Origin of the sequence: Ereboglobus luteus (assembly GCF_003096195.1) — a bacterium.
In the GTDB taxonomy this organism is placed as follows: Bacteria; Verrucomicrobiota; Verrucomicrobiia; order Opitutales; family Opitutaceae; genus Ereboglobus; species Ereboglobus luteus.
In genome coordinates this window covers 108,779-126,653 of record NZ_CP023004.1, presented here as the reverse complement: position 1 = coordinate 126,653, position 17,875 = coordinate 108,779, and the positions used below count along the sequence as shown (strand labels likewise).

Annotated in this window: 16 protein-coding genes; 11 read left to right on the top strand and 5 right to left on the bottom strand. The window is 59.8% G+C overall.

Annotated elements, in window-relative coordinates:
* The first annotated feature begins 35 nt into the window (after positions 1 to 35).
* Positions 36 to 1,058 (top strand): LacI family DNA-binding transcriptional regulator, encoded by a 1,023-nt coding sequence (locus CKA38_RS00540; RefSeq protein ID WP_108823755.1) that lies wholly within the window; start codon positions 36 to 38, stop codon positions 1,056 to 1,058.
* Positions 1,059 to 1,148: 90 nt separating this feature from the next.
* Here the strand turns inward: CKA38_RS00540 and CKA38_RS00535 are convergent, their stop codons facing one another.
* Both CKA38_RS00535 and CKA38_RS00530 read right to left on the bottom strand, forming a co-directional pair.
* Positions 1,149 to 1,913, bottom strand: coding sequence for a phosphatase PAP2 family protein (locus CKA38_RS00535; protein WP_108823754.1), 765 nt, complete (start codon positions 1,911 to 1,913; stop codon positions 1,149 to 1,151).
* Positions 1,914 to 2,037: 124 nt separating this feature from the next.
* On the bottom strand, positions 2,038 to 3,843 hold the full coding sequence (locus CKA38_RS00530) for an ABC transporter ATP-binding protein (protein ID WP_108826326.1): 1,806 nt from the start codon (positions 3,841 to 3,843) through the stop codon (positions 2,038 to 2,040).
* 165 nt (positions 3,844 to 4,008) lie between these two features.
* Here CKA38_RS00530 and CKA38_RS00525 point away from each other — a divergent pair, with 165 nt between their 5' ends.
* On the top strand, positions 4,009 to 5,481 hold the full coding sequence (locus tag CKA38_RS00525) for an alkaline phosphatase (RefSeq protein ID WP_108823753.1): 1,473 nt from the start codon (positions 4,009 to 4,011) through the stop codon (positions 5,479 to 5,481).
* An 82-nt stretch (positions 5,482 to 5,563) separates the two neighbouring features.
* Here CKA38_RS00525 and CKA38_RS00520 read toward each other — a convergent pair whose 3' ends face one another.
* The 3 genes from CKA38_RS00520 to CKA38_RS00510 are packed head-to-tail and all read right to left on the bottom strand — an operon-like array spanning position 5,564 to position 8,455.
* Positions 5,564 to 6,349, bottom strand: a complete 786-nt coding sequence (locus tag CKA38_RS00520) for an energy transducer TonB (protein ID WP_108823752.1) — start codon at positions 6,347 to 6,349, stop codon at positions 5,564 to 5,566.
* Between the two features lie 45 nt (positions 6,350 to 6,394).
* Positions 6,395 to 7,459 (bottom strand): ABC transporter permease, encoded by a 1,065-nt coding sequence (locus CKA38_RS00515; RefSeq protein WP_108823751.1) that lies wholly within the window; start codon positions 7,457 to 7,459, stop codon positions 6,395 to 6,397.
* Between the two features lie 9 nt (positions 7,460 to 7,468).
* On the bottom strand, positions 7,469 to 8,455 hold the full coding sequence (locus CKA38_RS00510; protein ID WP_108823750.1) for an ABC transporter permease: 987 nt from the start codon (positions 8,453 to 8,455) through the stop codon (positions 7,469 to 7,471).
* Between the two features lie 276 nt (positions 8,456 to 8,731).
* On the opposite strand from CKA38_RS00510, the gene nuoB reads away from it, so the two are divergent.
* From nuoB to CKA38_RS00465, 9 genes are all read left to right on the top strand, one after another.
* Positions 8,732 to 9,253, top strand: a complete 522-nt coding sequence (nuoB, locus tag CKA38_RS00505; RefSeq protein WP_108823749.1) for an NADH-quinone oxidoreductase subunit NuoB — start codon at positions 8,732 to 8,734, stop codon at positions 9,251 to 9,253.
* Positions 9,254 to 9,334: 81 nt separating this feature from the next.
* Positions 9,335 to 10,015, top strand: coding sequence for an NADH-quinone oxidoreductase subunit C (locus CKA38_RS00500; protein ID WP_108823748.1), 681 nt, complete (start codon positions 9,335 to 9,337; stop codon positions 10,013 to 10,015).
* 156 nt (positions 10,016 to 10,171) lie between these two features.
* A complete protein-coding gene (gene nuoD / locus CKA38_RS00495) occupies positions 10,172 to 11,446 on the top strand; it encodes an NADH dehydrogenase (quinone) subunit D (protein WP_108823747.1) in 1,275 nt (424 codons plus the stop codon).
* Between the two features lie 199 nt (positions 11,447 to 11,645).
* Positions 11,646 to 12,155 (top strand): NADH-quinone oxidoreductase subunit NuoE family protein, encoded by a 510-nt coding sequence (locus CKA38_RS00490; RefSeq protein ID WP_108823746.1) that lies wholly within the window; start codon positions 11,646 to 11,648, stop codon positions 12,153 to 12,155.
* A 127-nt stretch (positions 12,156 to 12,282) separates the two neighbouring features.
* Positions 12,283 to 13,626, top strand: a complete 1,344-nt coding sequence (nuoF, locus tag CKA38_RS00485; protein WP_108823745.1) for an NADH-quinone oxidoreductase subunit NuoF — start codon at positions 12,283 to 12,285, stop codon at positions 13,624 to 13,626.
* A 15-nt stretch (positions 13,627 to 13,641) separates the two neighbouring features.
* On the top strand, positions 13,642 to 14,085 hold the full coding sequence (locus CKA38_RS00480; RefSeq protein WP_108823744.1) for a four helix bundle protein: 444 nt from the start codon (positions 13,642 to 13,644) through the stop codon (positions 14,083 to 14,085).
* Between the two features lie 94 nt (positions 14,086 to 14,179).
* The gene (locus tag CKA38_RS00475) at positions 14,180 to 15,925 is read left to right on the top strand and encodes an NADH-quinone oxidoreductase subunit G (protein WP_108823743.1); all 1,746 of its coding nucleotides are present in this window, start codon (positions 14,180 to 14,182) and stop codon (positions 15,923 to 15,925) included.
* A 135-nt stretch (positions 15,926 to 16,060) separates the two neighbouring features.
* Positions 16,061 to 17,227 carry a complex I subunit 1/NuoH family protein gene (locus CKA38_RS00470; RefSeq protein ID WP_236919077.1) on the top strand — a complete coding sequence of 389 codons (1,167 nt, stop codon included), beginning with the start codon at positions 16,061 to 16,063 and terminating at the stop codon, positions 17,225 to 17,227.
* A gap of 102 nt (positions 17,228 to 17,329) precedes the next feature.
* Positions 17,330 to 17,860, top strand: a complete 531-nt coding sequence (locus CKA38_RS00465) for a NuoI/complex I 23 kDa subunit family protein (RefSeq protein WP_108823741.1) — start codon at positions 17,330 to 17,332, stop codon at positions 17,858 to 17,860.
* Positions 17,861 to 17,875: the final 15 nt, after the last annotated feature.

Here is a 17,875-nt window from a genome sequence, read left to right as displayed (position 1 = left end):
TGACCGCGCAATTTCCTCCTGAAAACTTCGGGAACATGTCGAAGCTCATAAAGGTTACCCTCACGGATGTCGCAAAGGCTGCGGGGTTGAGCATTGGCGGAACTTCCTACGCATTGCGCGGACATCCGAACATTTCGCGTGCGACCGTGGAGCGTGTGCGGAAGGTGGCCGCGGAGCTCGGCTACAAGCCCGATTTGCGCATCAAATCGCTCATGGCAAACATCCGGCGCGGGAGGCGTCTTGAAAAAGGGGAAACCCTTGCCCTGGTCTGGATCAACACCCCGCGCGAATTGTCCGGACTGGCCACGGCCACGCGGGAATTCGCAAAAAACATCCTGCTCGGCGTGACGCGCCGGGCGGAGCAGCACGGCTGCGCGCTTGACCAGTTCCGGCTCTTCGGGGACGGGCTGTCCCCGGCGCGCCTGTGGAAGATACTGGTCTCCCGCGGAATTTCCGGCGTCATTTTCGCGCCGATGGATTGTCGCGGGAGCATTGCCCTGGATTGGGATTGGAGCCCCTTTGCGACGGCGGTCATCGGTCACACGGAGTTCACGCCGTCCATAAGCCGCTCGGCGCATTTTCATTACCGGAGCGTGTGGCGGGTGCTCGAACGCCTGGGCAAGGAAGGGCATACCCGCCCGGCGATCATTCTCAACCAGGAGGTGCAGGAGCGCATCCACTTCATGCAGACGGCCGCGTTCATCACGAATCACCCGAATCCAAAAGATGCGATGAAATGCGTCGCCTACGGAACGCCCAAGGACTTTTCGCCAATGGAAAAATGGCTGCGAAAAACAAAGCCGGACGTGCTGATAATGGCATGGCAAATTGACCGGCATGCAGTCGAGTTGATACGCAAAATATCGCCCAAGACCCGCAAGATAATCACGCTTGAATGGCATCCGCAGGGCGTCCTTTCCGGGGTCAATTTGCGCAACGACGAGCTTGCGGCAAACGCCGTGGACATGGTGGTCGCCCAAATGCACGCAAACAACCTCGGCGTCCCCGAATGTCCGGTCTCAATGTTGATGGACGGCATCTGGAAAGAGGCGCCGTAATCAAACTCCGGCAGGGTGGGGCGAGGCCTTATGAGCGTTGATTTGTTTCAGGGCGCCAAAGGCGCGCGACGAATAGAAAACAAGATCGCCCTACCGGCGCGCCGCTTTCTTTTTCGCCGCCTCCGCGCTTTCGAGCGCGTCCGGATGCTTCTTTAGAAAGTCGAGAATCTCCGCGCGCATTTCCGCGATTGCATTCCGCGTTGACTGGTTCTTCAGCATTTCCTCCGCCACCAGTTTCCCGAGCATGTGCCCGGCTTGCGTATCCGTCGGATAATGCACGCCGCCGATCACCCGGCACCACATCGTCTCCCGGACATAGTCCTCAAAAAGCGCCGCATACTCGGGCATGGCCTCGCTATAAAAGGCAAAAAACAACGCCTCCGCCGAGGAATGGCCGCTCGGATAGGAATAATAATTGTTGGCCTTTGGAATCGCCACGCAGGGTTTTACCCGCCCGTCCCTCACGCTGGGGCGCTCACGACTCCAGTTTTTTTTCGCCGGTTGGAGCACCTTGCGCAGACCCAAGCGAGCCTTGTAAAGAATCGCCGACGTGCGGGGAAGATTCTCCGGCGTGAACTTCGATCCGAAGACCTTGGTGCCCATCGAGAATGTTGTGTTTCCGGCAACGCTGGTCGCGCGCTTCACCTGCTCCGGCGTCCGGTCCTTCTGCACTTGGAGGATGGTTTCCAAGTCAGCCATTCCCGCGGGCGAGGCATCGGCTGGCGGCGGGGGAAGCTGCGCTGCGATGTCCAGCGGATCCCTTGTGTAAAACGGCGCGTCGTCCGCAAAAAGCGCGGTCGGGAAAAACAATGTCGCGGAGATGACCGCCGCGTGGAATGCGTGTTTCAGATTCATGCTCGGGTAATGATAAGGGTTAATAAAAAACACGCCACGTTACCAACGGGAGGAGTTGGAATAAACCTTTATTCCAGTGAATACGTTGATTTGCAGGGGCGCGCCTCGCAAAAACGCATCCGGTTTACCCCGCGCCCACCGTCTGCAAGTCGTAGAGGTTTTTGTAGACGGGGCTGCCTTGGTAGAGCTCTGCGTGGGTGCCGGTGGCGATGATGCTGCCTTGGTCGAGGACCAGGATTTTGGTCGCGTTGCGGATCGTGCTGAAACGGTGCGCGATGATGAATGTGGTTTTGCCGCGGGTGAGCTCCTCGAGCGCGCCTTGCACTTGCGCCTCGGACTCGGTGTCGAGCGCGCTGGTGGCCTCGTCGAGTATCAGGATGGGCGCGTTGCGGAGGAATGCGCGCGCGATGGCGATGCGCTGGCGCTGTCCGCCGGAGAGCCGGTCTCCGCGCTCGCCGACAATGGTGTCCCAGCCTTCGGGGAGCCCGGTGACGAATTCAAACGCATAGGCGCGGCGGGCCGCCTCCTCGACCTCGGCGCGGGAGGCCTCGGGGCGCCCGAGGAGGATGTTGTTGTAAATGGTGTCGTTGAAAAGAATGGGTTGCTGCGAGACGAGCGCGATGTGGTTGCGCAGATCGGCGAGCGAGGCTTTGCGGAGGTCGATTCCGTTGAGCGTGATGCGGCCGGAGGTGACGTCGTAAAAGCGCGGGATGAGGTTGATGAAGGTGCTCTTGCCCGCGCCAGTGGCCCCGACAAGCGCGACAATTTCCCCGGTGCGAATGCCGATGTTGATATCCTTGAGAATGGGATTTTCGGGGTCGTAGCCGAATGTGACGTTTTCAAAGGCGACATCGCCCCTGCCGGCGGGAATGGGCACCGGGATTGCGGGCGAGGCGACCTCGATTGGGGAGTAGAGAACCTCCTCGATGCGGTTGAGCGCGGATTCGCCCTGACGGATGCGGTTGTTGAGGCCGCCGAGTTTTTTGATGGGAGTGTAGGCGAAATAGAGCGCGCCGATGAGCGCGATGACGGATTCCTGGTCCAGCCCGCTGCCGTGAATTTGGTAAATGGCGAAGGAAATGCCGAGGGCGGCGACGACCTCGATGATGGGCGAGAGCATCTTGTCGTATTTGACGACCTTCAGTTGAAGTTTGAAAAACTTCCGCACTTGCTGGCGGAAGCGGGAGATTTCGCGCTGCTCGAGATTGTAGGCGCGGATGTCGCGCGGCGACTGGAGGCTTTCGGTGAGGATCGCGTTGAGCTCGCCCGCCTGGCCGAGCATCGCCTGGGATTTGCGCAGGGTTTTTTTGCCCACGTAGCGAATGGGAAGAATGCAGAGGGGCACCACCAGAAGGCAGGCGAGGAAGTGCAGCACCTCGGGATGCTGCAGCGTTTCCCACACGAGATAACCCATGGCGCCGATGAGCGTGAAGGGTTGGATGAGGATGTCGTTGGTGGCCTCGACGATCACGCCCTTGACGACCGTGGTGTCGTTTGAAACGCGGCTGATGAGATCGCCCGACTTGTGTTTGCGGAAATAGTCGAGATGCAGAAACTGCAAGTGCGCGAAGATGTCGGCGCGTATGGACTCGAGGACGCGCAGCCCGGCGTAGTTGAGCAGGTAGGCGTTGAGAAACTGGCTGATGCCGCGTATCGAGAATGTTATCGGAAGCAGGAAAAGCGCGACAATGAGGACGTATTGCTCGGGCACGATGATGGCGGGCATCCACGAGGCTTCCTCGCCGGACAAAAGCACAAGCGGCGTGACGCCCTCGCCGGTGTCGGGGAAAAGCGCGGGCAGCACTTTTTTCAGCATGAACGGAATTCCGAAACCGCTCGAGATGCCGAAACAGATGCCGAAGAAGATGCCGCCGATAAAGGGCCAGCGGACTTGCTTGAGATGCGAGTAATAGGGAATGAAGCGCTTCATGCGGCGGTTTGCGGTGACGTGAATCGCCGCAAACGTTGGACGATCCCGCCAGCGTGTGCGAGATGAGATTTCGCAAAAATCGATTGCCCTCCAGCGATTGGAAAAGCCGCCCGCCCGCGGCATCCGAATGTTGATTTTTCTTCTCGAAGACCAAACATACGCCGAATGTCCAAGTTTACCCGCCGCGATTTTCTCCGCACCGGTATCGCCGGTTCCGTTTTGCTCTCAACAGGCTTGCGCGGTCCGGCATCCGCGCCATCCGTCGCGATCACCGCCGGGCCGCGGCGCGCCCGCAATGTCATCCTGCTCGTGTCCGACGGCATGAGCCTCGGCACGCTCACGATGACGGAGCGCTACCTGCGCCGTTTCGAAAACCGCGGCACGCACTGGCTCGGGATGTATAAAAAATATCCCAATGTTCGCCGCGCTCTGATGGACACCTGCTCGGCCAACGCGCTCGTGACCGATTCCGCCGCCGCCGCGTCGGCATGGGGCTGCGGCCACAAGGTCAAAAACGGCGCGCTCAACCAGACTCCCGACGGGCGCCTGCACAAGCCCATCCTGCGCCTCGCGGCCGAGGCGGGCATCGGCACCGCGCTTGTCACCACGGCGCGCCTCACGCATGCCACGCCCGCGGGTTTTGGCGCGTCGATCGAGTCGCGTGTGGACGAGGGCGACATAGCGATCCAGTATCTCGACGCGCGCTACGACGTGTTGCTCGGGGGCGGCGTGCGTTTTTTTGATTCCGAAAAACGCAACGACGAGCGCGACCTCCTCATCGAGTATTCAAACAACGGATACAGCGTGTTGCGCAACCGCGAGGAGCTTTTGGCGTCGAACGGCGGGCGGCTGCTCGGTGTGTTTGACGACGACCACCTGCCATACGCGATTGACCGGAAGGCGGACGCGGCGCTCAGCGCGGCAATTCCGTCACTTGCCGAGATGGCGCGCGCCGCCATCGGCCGCATGGCGAAACACCCAGGCGGCTTTCTCATGCAAATCGAGGGGGCCAACATCGACTACGCCGCGCACGCCAACGACATCGGCGCGCTGATTCACGAGCAGATCGATTTCGACGACGCCGTGGGCGCGGCGCTTGAGTTCGCCGCCGGGCGCGACGACACGCTGGTCATTGTCACGACCGACCACGGCAACTCGAATCCCGGCCTGAACGGAACCGGCGGCAGTTTCGACAGCCGCGGCGGCAGCTACGGCGACACTCAGAAGTGTTTTGACCGACTGGGCGATTTTCGCCGGAGCAACAGGTGGGTGCGCTCGAAGCTTTCCAAAAAAAGCACGCCCGCGCAAATCCGCAACCGCGTGAAAACCGCGAATGGCATCGAGCTGCTCGACGACGAAATCGAGCTGCTCATGCGGGCGTTGAAAAAGGATCCCGCGCCGCGCGAGGGATACCGTGTGCGCAACCGCGCTACGATTACGCTCGGCCAGTTGATCGCGAACTACACGTCGATTGGCTGGACCGGCATCGCGCACACGAGCGACCATGTGGAGCTGGCGGCGATCGGCCCCGGCAGCGAGCCCATTTGCGGATTGATGCAAAACACGGAACTCTTCGACGTCATGACCGGTGCCCTGGGCCTCTCGCGAAGCGGCAAACTGGCCGCCGCAGTTTCGTAGGGGCGCACCTTGCGTGCGCCCTCGAGGGGATTTTTCGACGTGGAAATCGTGAGTGTGATATACATACGATCACCGGACCGACTCAGTCATTCTCAAAGTAAAACGTGAATTTGCACTCCAATACGATGGGTGTGCGTTTTTCTTGCGGCAGTTGATCTGAAAAGGAAAAACGCCACTTCGACACCGCTTTCTTAACCGGACGCTCAAATTCCTTGAGCGGGCTTTTGATGATAAAAACTTCGCCAACTGATCCGTTTTCATTGACCGTAAAACGCACCGTGACATATCCGGACATGTTCGCACGTCGCATTTCATGGGGGAACTCAGGCAACGGTGCATTCACTGGTTGCACAGACTGTAAAGGTCGGGCTTCCGTAATGTAATCCATGCGGACTTTTTCGCCATAGTAGTGTTTGAAGAGAAATTCAGGGTCCTTTCTCATCTCTTCAACGACCTCGGCGACGGTCATGACTTTGTATGATTGTTTGGCGTTATGGAACGGGCCAACCCAGAGCTGTTCCTTGTCATTCGCCAGACAATCGAGGTATTTCAAGGGTAACGGGCGGAGACTTGGAGTTAATATACACTTTGCAGCCGCTATGCGGACGACCGGACTGGCGTCCTTGAGCATCAGTCGCGCATTTTCCGGCGAGGCGTGCGTTCGGATGTATGGATAAAGCAAATAAAAGGCTCCATGAGCGCCTCCTATGCCGGAAGAGTAGCCGGCGAGCATGGGCAACCCCGATTCGTGCTTGTATGCGCGGAGCTGGTTGAGCGCGTATTTTATGTCTTCGTCATAATCAGTGGCGCGCGCGACGGATGTGGATAAAAATATTATACAAGATAATGCAAAAATTACGCGCCACATGGAGATGAGTGTTTGGGGATTTATATATTATTCGGACCAATGGCATCAATCCTTCGACGCCTTCACGTCGAGCGCGTCGCGGAGGCCGTCGCCGAGGAAGTTTAGCGAGAATATCATCAGCGAAAAGACGGCCGCGGGATACATGAGCTGCCAGCTGTATTCCTCCATGATTTCGGAGCCTTCCTTGATGAGCACGCCGAGCGAGCTGATCGGCGGCTGCACGCCGAGGCCGAGATAACTCAGAAACGCCTCAAGCAGCATCACCGACGGAATCGTGAGCGTGATATACACAATCACCGGCCCGAGGATGTTCGGCAGGATGTGGCGGAAGATGATGCGGCGCTTGCCGAAGCCGAGCGAATAGGCCGCCTCGATAAACTCCATGCGTTTTATCGCCATGACTTGCGAGCGCACGATGCGCGCCATGGTCAGCCATTCGACCGCGCCGATTGCCGCGAAGAGGAGCACGAGGTGGCGTCCGAAAAGCACCATGAGCAGAATCACAAAGATCGTGAAGGGCAGCGAATACATGATGTCCACGACGCGCATCATGAAGGCGTCGAGCTTGCCGCCGAAAAATCCAGCGATGGCGCCGTAGGTCACGCCGATGATGAGCGCGACGGCGGTCGCGGCGAGTCCCACGCCGAGCGAAATGAGGCCGCCCCAGCAGAGGCGCGCGAAGAGATCGCGTCCGAGCTTGTCGGTGCCGAGCAGGTGGTAGTTGCGCGAATACTGGTTGTCGCCGATGCGGATTGTTTTGCCGCCGAGAAGCGCCGCGCGCAGCGCCTGCGATTCGGGCGCGTCGGTGAACACGCCCTCGTCGTCGAGCATTTCAAACGTCGCAAAATCATACGGGCTGTCGTCGGGTGTGACGCGGATGCCGATGGAGCCGGGCGTGGCGTTGGCGAGGTAGATGTTTTGATCGTAGTAGGGTTGTCCGAAAAGCCAGCCTCCAATGCAAACGAGAACGAGCGCCAGCATGACGCCGGCTCCGAAAAGCGCGAGGTGGTTTTTGCGCAGCCGCAGCCATGCGTCGTGCCAGAGCGAGCTGCCTTTTTCAAGCGGCTCGGCGGCGGCGAACTGGGAAAGCGGTGTGTCGATGGATGCCATGCGCGCGGTTTAGTTTTCCAGTCGCACTTTCGGGTTCATCCACGCCTGTGCGATGTCGACGAGGAGGTTGAGCGTCATGATGAGCGTGGCGTAGAGGATCACCGTGCCGAGGATCATGAAGTAGTCGCGGTTGAACGCGCCGTTCACAAACTCGCGTCCGAGCCCCGGGATTTGGAAAATCGTTTCGATGACAAACGAGCCCGTGAGGATGTTTGCCACGGCGGGGCCGAGGTAGGACACGACGGGCAGCAGGCCGCCGCGCAGCGCGTGGCGGAAAACAACGCGCGCCTCCGACGCGCCCTTGGCGCGCGCGGTGCGGATGAAATCCTGGTTGAGCACCTCGAGCATTCCGCCGCGAGTGAGCCGCACGATGGGCGCGGCGTAGGCGAGGCCGAGCACGAAGCACGGCAGCACGCGATCCTGAACAGTATACCAGCCCGATGCGTTGAACCAGTGCAGTTGCAGCGCGAAAATGAGCACAAAAATCGGCCCCACGACGAATGTCGGAATGGCGAGGCCGACCATGCCGAACGTGGACGCCGCGTAATCGACCCAAGTGTTGCGCTTGAGCGCGGCAAGCACGCCGAGCGTGATGCCGATGCCGAGCGCGATGATGAGCGCGGGCATGCCGAGCTGGATGGAAACGGGGAGTTTTTCGGCGATGATCTCGTTGACGGTGCGATTGGCGTATTTGTAGGAGGGGCCGAAATCCATGCCGAGGCCGGCCTTGAGGTCGATGCCGCCTTGCTCCGAAAAGAGCAGGGTGGGGCGGAAGGTTTTCGGCATCACATCCCACATGTATTTGCGATACTGCCACCAGAGCGGCTTATCGAGATTGTAGTAGGCCTTGATGTTGGCCTCGATTTCGGGCGTGGTGGATTTTTCCGCGGTGAACGGCCCGCCCGGCGCGAAGCGCGACATGAAAAATGTCGCAGTGACGATGACAAACAACGCGAGCAGCGTCTGCAGGAGTCGTGAAATGAAAAAACGTGTCATCGGTTGGAGTGAGGCGGGAGCGGCGCCAGTGCCGCAAAACTGAAAGCCGCAAATAAGACACGCTCAACACGGCGGCGTGAAGAAGAAAGTTTTCGGGACGCAAGTTTTCGGGGAGAGGCGTTTTGTGAGCCGGGCGGTTTTGGGGCTTTTTTTGGGGCAATCTGAATTTATTTTGAATTACGCCCCAAACGCGGCACGCGGCATAAAAGGCCTTGCATGAGGTGGGGGCGGCATTACGTTTGCCGCTTCCGGCTGAAAATTGTCATTTTTACTACGATGGTTACTGCAAACAAAGAAGCGACTTACAACTCGGCGATCGAGGGCGACATCGTCGTCACGCGCCTTGATGCGGTGATCAATTGGATCCGCTCGAACTCAATCTGGCCCATGCCGATGGGGCTCGCTTGCTGCGGCATCGAACTCATGGGGGCGGGCGGGGCGCGCTTCGACATTGCGCGTTTCGGCGCCGAGGTGATGCGGTTTTCGCCGCGCCAGTCGGACTGCATGATCGTGGCCGGCACGGTGACTTACAAGATGGCCCCGCACATCCGCCGCATTTATGACCAGATGGCGTCGCCGAAATGGGTGATCGCCATGGGCGCGTGCGCAAGCACCGGCGGCATGTATCGCAGCTACGCGACCATGCAGGGCGTGGACCGGATTTTGCCCGTCGATGTTTACATCAGCGGCTGCCCGCCGCGTCCGGAGGCGATTCTCGACGCGCTTATCAAGATGCAGGAAAAAATCCGCCGCGAGCCTTCCGCCAAGATGCTCTTCAAGGAGGAATACAAGGGGTGAGGTTCAGAGGCCGGAGAACCAGAAAGCCAGAATGCCAGAGGCCAGATAAGAGACCAAGGATTCAGAAATAATTTTCAAAAAATGTCCGACGCAATTTCCGAAACAAACACTACCGCGACTTCCGGGATCGTCGCCACTTTGCGCGAGAAATTTCCGCAAAGCGCGGAGAAGATCACGCCGCGCGCCTCCGCCGACCATCCCGCGGTGAACGTGCCCGCCGACGCCGCGGTGGCGATTCTCACGTATCTGCGCGACGAGCACGGTTACGAAATGCTTTCGGATTTGACGGCGGTTGATTGGGCGGAGGGCTCGTCGCCGCGCTTCACCGTCGTGTGGCATTTGCTTTCGGTTACGATTAATCCCGGCGTGTGCCTGCGTGTCGCGGCCGATTGCGCGAGCGACACCGAGCCGGAAATGCCCAGCGTCGCGGGCATCTGGCCCGCCGCGAACTGGCACGAGCGCGAGACGTTCGACATGTTCGGCATCGTTTTCACCGGCCATCCCGATTTGCGCCGCATCCTCATGTGGGACGGCTATCCGCACCATCCGTTGCGCAAGGAATTTCCGCTCGCCGGCATGGACGACGAGCTGCCCGATCCGGAGGTCGAGGCCGAAACGAAAGCCCGGCTTGTTGCCGCCCCGATGGCCGGCGGCCCGTTTGTCGCCTCCACCGGAAACCTCAACCTCGCCGAGTCCGAGCCGCGCGCAAAGGACCAAAGCTGGAGCGAGGAGAATCCAAAGCCTGAAAATCTGAAAGGCTGAAGGCTGAAACAAATAGAATACCAGAAGCCAGAAAGCCAGAGGCCAGAAAACCAGCACCAATCCAACCGCGCCAAGCCACTTAAAAATCCAACACAACCGAAGCTCCGAAAATTTCAGCCTTCAGGCTTTTAGAACTTCAGAATTTTTCCCCACGACATGGCCACCGAATACACTTTTCAGGACAACGCCGCCAAGAACGCCAGCGCCGCCGCTGTCGCCGCGGGGCACTTGCCCGACGACGCGCCCATTTTTGACACCGAGAAAATGTCCCTTTCGATGGGGCCCTCGCATCCATCGACGCACGGCGTGCTCCGGCTCCAGCTCGAACTCGACGGCGACGATGTTTCCCATTGCGAGCCGGTCATCGGCTACTTGCACCGCGGCGACGAAAAAATCGCCGAGAACATGACCTACAACCAGTTCGTGCCTTACACGGACCGGCTCGATTACCTCGCCCCGCTCGCCAACAATGTCGCCTACGTCCTCGCCGTCGAAAAACTCGCCGGCTTGAAGGTTCCGCCGCGTTGCGCCGCGATTCGCGTGCTCGTCGCCGAGCTCGCCCGCATATCGTCGCACCTGCTCGGCTACGGGTCGTTTGCGATGGATACCGGCGCGTGGACGCCCTTCCTCTACCAGTTCACCGAGCGCGAAAAGCTCTACACGCTTTTCGAGGAGTTGACCGGCGCGCGCCTGACCACCAGCTACACGCGTATCGGCGGCGTCACCCGCGATCTGCCCGAAGGCTGGCTCGGGCGTGTCAGCGATTTTTGCGACCAGTTTCTCCCGCGCCTTGAGGAGATGCTCGCGATGCTCACGCGCAACAAAATCTTCATGGACCGCACAGTCGGCGTCGCCGTCATTTCAAAGGAGGACGCGCTTGCCTACGGGCTCACCGGGCCGAACTTGCGCGGCTCCGGCATCGGCTTCGACCTGCGCAAGGACAAACCTTACAGCGGCTACGAGCAATACGAGTTCGACGTGCCCACCGGCACCGTTGGCGATTGTTACGACCGCTATCTTTGCCGCGGCGAGGAAATGCGCCAGTCCGTGCGCATCGTCCGCCAGATTATCAAAAACATGCCCGACGGCCCCTGGTATGCGGACGACACCGAGGAGGCGCGCCGCATTTTCGCGCCGCCCAAGGACAAGGTGCTCACAAAAATGGAGGAGTTGATCAACAACTTCATGATCACGACCACCGGTCCGCAGATTCCTCCGGGCGAGGCGTATTTCGAGGCGGAAAATCCCAAGGGCGCGCTCGGTTTCTACATCGTGAGCAAGGGCGGCGGCGTCCCGTGGCGCATGAAAATCCGCAGCCCCTCGTTCTGCACGCTCTCGATTTTACCCAAACTCTGCAAGGGAGTGATGATGACCGACATCGTCGCCATCCTCGGCTCGCTCGACTTCGTCATGGGCGACTGCGACCGGTAAATAAAAACATTTCAACCACGGAGCCCACGGAGAAACACGGAGATAACCAACCGCAGATGAACACAGATAAACATAGATTTTCAGTCCGGCAAAACGGCGTAAATTCCAGTCGCGTTTATCTGTGTCCATCTGCGGTTAAAAAGATTTTTCCTCCGTGCTTCTCCGTGTCCTCCGTGGTTAACCCAATTTGTATTTTCTGATGAATCTCAAACCCGAAACACTCAAACAAATCGACGAGGTCATAACGCACTACGCCGCCAAGCGCAGCGCCACGCTGCCGTTGTTGCACCTCATACAAGAGGACATCGGGCACATCCCCGACGAAGCCATCGAGTGGGTTGCCGCCAAGCTGGAGCTCGAGCCGATCAATGTTTACGAGGTCGTCACCTTCTACCCGATGTTCAAGCGCAAGCCCGTCGGACGCCGCCACATCAAGGTTTGCCGCACGCTCTCCTGCGCGCTGATGGGCAGCTACAAGGTTTGCGACACCTTCAAAAAAGAATTCGGCGTCGAACTCGACGAAGTCACGCCCGACGGCGAGGTCACGATCGAGTTTGTCGAATGCCTCGCCAGTTGCGGCACCGCCCCCGTCGTGATGATCAACGAAACCCTCCACGAAAACGTGGACGAGCAGAAAGCCGTTGATCTCGCGAACGAGATCAAAAAGGAGTCAGGAGTCAGGAGTCAGGAGTCGGAAGCCAAACCATAAGACTTCGAAAACGCACACGAACAATCGCGCGCACCAAAATACCATGTCTAAACTCCCATTAACTTTTCGCCATCCGAAGTGCCGTCTCCTGACTTCTGGCTCCTGACTCCTGTATTCTTTTTCTCCCATGCAACAACGCCGCATCATTTTTAAGCACATCGACGAGCCCGGTTACACCAACGACCTCGCGTGCTACCAGCGCAACGGCGGCTACGATGTCCTCCGCAAGGCCGTCGCCCGCCCTCCCGCCGAACTCATTGACGAGGTCAAGAAATCCGGTGTTCGCGGACGCGGTGGCGCGGGTTTTCCCGCCGGCGTGAAGTGGAATCTCGTCGACCGCAAGTCCGGCAAGCCCATCTACCTCGTCGTCAACGCAGACGAATCCGAACCCGGCACTTTCAAGGACCGCTACATCATCCATCAGGACCCTCACCAGCTCATCGAGGGCACGATGATCACCTGCTTCGCGAACAACGTGAAGCAAGCCTACATCTACATCCGCGGCGAAATGCCCGAGGGCGCGCGCATCCTCGAGCGTGCCATCGCCGAGGCGCGCGCCGCAAACCTCGTCGGTCCGAATATCCTCGGCACCGGTTACTCGTGCGAAATCTATGTGCACCGCGGCGCCGGCGCCTACATCTGCGGCGAGGAAACCGGCCTCATCGAATCGCTCGAAGGCAAGCGCGCCAATCCGCGCATCAAGCCCCCGTATTTCCCCGCCGTCCTCGGCCTCTACCAGTGTCCGACCATCGTCAACAACGTCGAGACCATCTGCCACGTAAAACACATCATCGACATGGGCGGCGAGGCCTTCGCAAAAATCGGCACGCCCAACAACACCGGCACGCGCATCTACTGCGTCTCCGGCCACGTGCAACGTCCCGGTTACTACGAATTCGAGTGCGGCAAAATCACGCTCGGCCAGCTCCTTAACGACGTGTGCGGCGGCCCGCGTCCCGGCCGCGCGTTCAAGGCGGTCATTCCCGGCGGCTCCTCGTCAAAAATCCTTCGCTTCGGCGAAACCTTCACGCTCAAAAACAAGGACGGCTCCACGCGCACGCTCGCCGTCGAGGACATCCCGATGGACTTCGACACACTCGCCGCGTGCGGCACGATGGGCGGCTCCGGCGGCGTGATTGTGATGGACGACACCGTCAACATGGTTGAGGCGCTCGCCAACATAAACGCCTTCTACGCGCACGAATCCTGCGGCCAGTGCACGCCCTGCCGCGAAGGCTCGCTCTGGATGAAGCGCATCACCGCGCGCATGGTTCACGGCGCCGCCCGCGCCGAGGACGCCGCGCTGTTGAAAAACGTCGCCGACCAAATCCCCGGCCGCACGATCTGCGCGATGGGCGAGGCCTGCGCCTGGCCCACGCAAAGCTACGTTGAAAAATTCCCCGAGGATTTCGGCAACTATTACGAAACAAAGAAAACACCGCGCCCCGCCGGCGCGCCGCAGCTAGTCTGAATTGGAAAATTAAAAATGCCGACGACGATTACAAAAGAAGGAGTCAGGAGTCAGGAGTCAGGAGTCAGGAGGGGAACCTCCGGCTTCGAGGGCTCGAGGGCTCCCTCGCGCACTTTTGAGGATTTGATCGTCTGGCAAAAGGCGCATGCGTGGGTGCTTGGAGTTTACCGGCTGAGCGCGAAGTTTCCATCACACGAACTCTACGGGCTGACCAGCCAGCTGCGGCGCGCCGCGGTTTCCATTCCCGCCAACATTGCCGAGGGCTACAAAAAAACAGGCGCGGCGGACAAACGCCGCTTCTTCAACATCGCCCAAGGCTCGCTTGAGGAATGTCGTTACTATCTCATCCTGACGCGCGACCTGAACTACGGTGACACCACCGAACTCAGCCATCAACTAGCCGAGATCAGCCGTTTGCTCACCGCATACACCAACGCCATCCAAGCACCCTCCCCATGAAACTCACCCGTCATTTTTCAAACAACGAAGTCCGGCTCCTGACTCCTGACTCCTGACTCCTATATTCTTTTCTATATTCTTTTTTCTTCCACCAATGTCCGCACCAACAGCCACCGCCGCCACCCCCGACCTCGTCACCGTCAACATCGACGGTCGCGACATCGCCGTTCCGCGCGGCACAAACGTCGTCGAGGCCGCGCGACTCCTCGGCGTCAACGTGCCGCATTATTGCTACCACCCGAAACTCCCCGTCGTCGGAAATTGCCGCATGTGCCTCGTCGAAATGGGCGTGCCCGCCGTCGATCGCGAAACCCGGCAGCCCGTCATCGACCCCGCCACCGGCAGGCAAAAAATCAATTGGATGCCCAAGCTCCAAATCGGCTGCGGCACCAACGCCACGCCCGGCCTCCACATTCGCACCACCACGCCCGCGGTGCGCCAGGCGCGCGAATCCGTCACGGAATTCCTCCTCGTCAACCACCCGCTCGACTGCCCCATTTGCGACCAGGCCGGCGAATGCGATTTGCAGGAGCAAGCCATCGCCTACGGGCGCGGGTGCTCGCGCTACATCGAGGACAAAAACGTAAAACCCAAGCACACGCAGCTCGGCCCGCGCGTCATGCTCGACGACGAGCGCTGCATCCTCTGCTCGCGCTGCATCCGTTTCACCAAGGAAATCGCGAAGGACGACGTGCTCGGCTTCATCGACCGCGGCAGCCACTCGACGCTCACCTGCTATCCCGGCAAACAACTCGCCAACAACTACTCGCTCAACACCGTCGATATCTGCCCCGTCGGCGCGCTCACCTCGACCGATTTCCGCTTCAAGATGCGCGTCTGGTTTCTCAAGCAAACCAACAGCATCGACACCGAATCGAGCGTCGGCGCCAACACCGTCGTCTGGTCGCGCGAAGGCCAAATCTACCGCATTACCCCGCGTCGCAACGACGAGGTCAACGACACTTGGATGCCCGACAGCGGACGCCTCCTCTACAAACAAGTCCGCGCCGAAAACCGCATCACCACCGAGACGCCGCTCGCCGAACTCATCGCGCTCGCGCACGAGTTGCTCAGTGACACGGGCAGCCAGTCCATCGCCTTGGTAGCCTCCGCCCGCAGCACGATGGCCGAGCAATACCTCTGCAAAAAAATCGCCGACCAGCTCGCCATTCCCGCCGGCGCGATCCACGTCCCTGCGCATCTCGGCCAGGGCGACGGGCTTCTCGTTTCCGCCGACCGCACGCCGAACACGCGCGGCGCGCTCCTCTGCGGCCTCGCCACCGAGCTCCCCAAGCAGCAACTCACGCAACTCGCCGCCGACATCGACGCCGGGAAAATCAAGACGCTCCTCGTCATCAACGAAGACCTCGCCGAAGCCGGCATCACGCCCGAGCAGCTCGCAAAAGTTTCCATCATCTATCTCGGCACGCACGCCAACGCCACCAGCGCCGCCGCGAAAGTTGTCATCCCCACGCAAACCGTGTTCGAGAAAGACAGCAGTTTCGTGAACCAGCAGTTCCGCCTGCAACGTTCCAAGGCCGCCATCCCCGGCCATCCCGGCACCCACAACGACCTCGTGGTTCTCTCGCATATTCTCGTGAACCTCGGCGGACACGATTTTGCCGGCAGCCCCATCGCCGCCTGGAGCCGCCTCTCCGAGGAAACCCCGGAACTCGCCGGCCTCGACTACCTGACAATCCCCGAAACCGGCCGCGTCCTCGACTCCACCCGTTTCGCCCACCTCGCATTCCCCGAAACCGAGGGGCTGCACTACAAACCTGCCGCGGAGCGGCAGGAGGAGTCAGGAGCCAGAATGCAGGAGTCAGAAGCCAGACCATAAAACTGCAAAAAACGCGCGCACAACAATCATACGCCGACAAAACACCATGTCCCAATTTACATCAAACCCTCGTCAGCCGAAGCTCCGACTCCTGACTCCTGACTCCTGACTCCTGACTCCTGTATTCTTTCCAAAATGATCGACTTCTATTTCAGCCTGCCAGACATCGTCCGCTACATCATCCAAGGGATCGCGGTGATCTGTTTTCTCTTTCCCGTTGGCGCCGCCTGCTCGATGGCCGAGCGCAAAGTCGCGGCGTGGGCGCAGGACCGCCCCGGCCCCAATCGCGCGCGCCCGTGGCTGCTCGCGCGGATTCCGATCATCGGCCCGATCCTCGGATACTTTGGTATCTTCAACCTCATGGCCGACGGCGGCAAACTCCTCTTCCGCGAGGACATCACCCCCGGTCACGTTAACAAATTCTACTTCGTCATGGCGCCCATCGTGGCCATGACACCCGCGCTCTCCACGATCGTGTTTGTGCCCTTCGGCGCGTATCTCGACAGCGCCGGACAAATCCTCCCCGTGATGCTCGCCAACGTCGACATCGGCATCCTCGGCGTCTTCGCGCTCGCATCGCTCAGCGTGTATTCGCTCATCCTCGCCGGCTGGGCGTCGAACTCCAAGTATCCGTTCCTCGGCGCCATTCGCGCCAGCGCGCAACTCATCTCCTACGAGCTCTCCATGACGCTCGCCGTCGTGCCCGTGCTCCTCTGGATCAACGCGCCCGGCACCACCGGCTCGCTCAGCCTCGTGCGTGTGGTCGAATTCCAAAGCCAGCCCGGATTTTGGGGCGGCATGTGGTTTGTGTTTATCATGCCCGTCTCGGCCTTCATCTTCCTCATCACGATCTTTGCCGAGACCAACCGCCAGCCGTTCGACATGCCCGAGTCCGAGGCTGATCTCGTCGGCGGTTACCACACCGAATACGGCTCCTACAAATGGTCGCTCTTCTTTGTCGCCGAGTATTGCCAGATGATTGTCGGCTCGGGCATCTTCATCCTGCTCTTCCTCGGCGGCTGGAATCCGCTTCCGTGGATACCGCTCGCCGACTTGGTCAACTGGCTGCACGACCTCCTGCACTGGCAATGGCTCCTGCACCCGATCTTCGTCGGCCTGCTCTCGATTGGCATCTTTGTCACAAAAGTGCTCATCTTCATCTTCATCTTCATGTGGGTGCGCTGGACGCTCCCGCGCTTCCGCTACGACCAAGTCATGCGCATCGGCTGGCAGCGCCTCCTCCCGCTGTCCATCGCCAACCTCGTGGTCTACATAATCGCCATCGCGCTTCTGCAAAAGTAAAACCGCCGCCACTCGTAAAAATTTCCAATCAGACTCATCCGCCCGATCAGGCCAATCAGTCCACTCAATTCCGCATTCCGAACTCCGCATTCCGCATTTCCCATGTCCGTCATCCAAGTCCAACGCAAACCGCTCTCGCTCGCCGAGCGCACATACATCCCGCAAATCTTGTCGGGCATGAAGACGACGATGAAGCACATCGTCGCCAAGCCGGTCACGGTGAACTACCCCGAGGAGCGTCCGGAAATCCCGCCCGGCTACCGCGGCGTGCCCACGCTTGTGCGCGACCCGCACGGACGCGAAAAATGCGTCTCGTGCCAGCTCTGCGAATTCGTTTGCCCGCCCAAGGCCATTCGCATCACACCCGGCGAAATCCCCGCTGATTCGCCCAACGCCCACGTTGAGAAAGGCCCGAAGGAATTCGAGATCAACATGCTCCGCTGCATCTATTGCGGCCTCTGCCAGGAAGTCTGCCCCGAGGAGGCCATCTGGCTGCAAAACGTGTATTCATCCAGCGGATACACCCGCGCCGAAATGGTGAACAACAAACAAAAACTCTACGAACTCGGCGGCACGCTCCCCGACACCCACCTCAAGTGGGACAAGAAGAAAGCCGCCGCTGAAAAGCATTAAAAGGAGCCAGGAGTC

Bases quoted from the DNA above. Each gene is read 5' to 3' on its own strand.
- CKA38_RS00540 (WP_108823755.1), top strand. From the start codon at position 36: ATGTCGAAGCTCATAAAGGTTACCCTCACGGATGTCGCAAAGGCTGCG.
- CKA38_RS00535 (WP_108823754.1), bottom strand. From the start codon at position 1,913: ATGAATCTGAAACACGCATTCCACGCGGCGGTCATCTCCGCGACATTG.
- CKA38_RS00530 (WP_108826326.1), bottom strand. From the start codon at position 3,843: ATGAAGCGCTTCATTCCCTATTACTCGCATCTCAAGCAAGTCCGCTGG.
- CKA38_RS00525 (WP_108823753.1), top strand. From the start codon at position 4,009: ATGTCCAAGTTTACCCGCCGCGATTTTCTCCGCACCGGTATCGCCGGT.
- CKA38_RS00520 (WP_108823752.1), bottom strand. From the start codon at position 6,349: ATGTGGCGCGTAATTTTTGCATTATCTTGTATAATATTTTTATCCACA.
- CKA38_RS00515 (WP_108823751.1), bottom strand. From the start codon at position 7,459: ATGGCATCCATCGACACACCGCTTTCCCAGTTCGCCGCCGCCGAGCCG.
- CKA38_RS00510 (WP_108823750.1), bottom strand. From the start codon at position 8,455: ATGACACGTTTTTTCATTTCACGACTCCTGCAGACGCTGCTCGCGTTG.
- nuoB (WP_108823749.1), top strand. From the start codon at position 8,732: ATGGTTACTGCAAACAAAGAAGCGACTTACAACTCGGCGATCGAGGGC.
- CKA38_RS00500 (WP_108823748.1), top strand. From the start codon at position 9,335: ATGTCCGACGCAATTTCCGAAACAAACACTACCGCGACTTCCGGGATC.
- nuoD (WP_108823747.1), top strand. From the start codon at position 10,172: ATGGCCACCGAATACACTTTTCAGGACAACGCCGCCAAGAACGCCAGC.
- CKA38_RS00490 (WP_108823746.1), top strand. From the start codon at position 11,646: ATGAATCTCAAACCCGAAACACTCAAACAAATCGACGAGGTCATAACG.
- nuoF (WP_108823745.1), top strand. From the start codon at position 12,283: ATGCAACAACGCCGCATCATTTTTAAGCACATCGACGAGCCCGGTTAC.
- CKA38_RS00480 (WP_108823744.1), top strand. From the start codon at position 13,642: ATGCCGACGACGATTACAAAAGAAGGAGTCAGGAGTCAGGAGTCAGGA.
- CKA38_RS00475 (WP_108823743.1), top strand. From the start codon at position 14,180: ATGTCCGCACCAACAGCCACCGCCGCCACCCCCGACCTCGTCACCGTC.
- CKA38_RS00470 (WP_236919077.1), top strand. From the start codon at position 16,061: ATGATCGACTTCTATTTCAGCCTGCCAGACATCGTCCGCTACATCATC.
- CKA38_RS00465 (WP_108823741.1), top strand. From the start codon at position 17,330: ATGTCCGTCATCCAAGTCCAACGCAAACCGCTCTCGCTCGCCGAGCGC.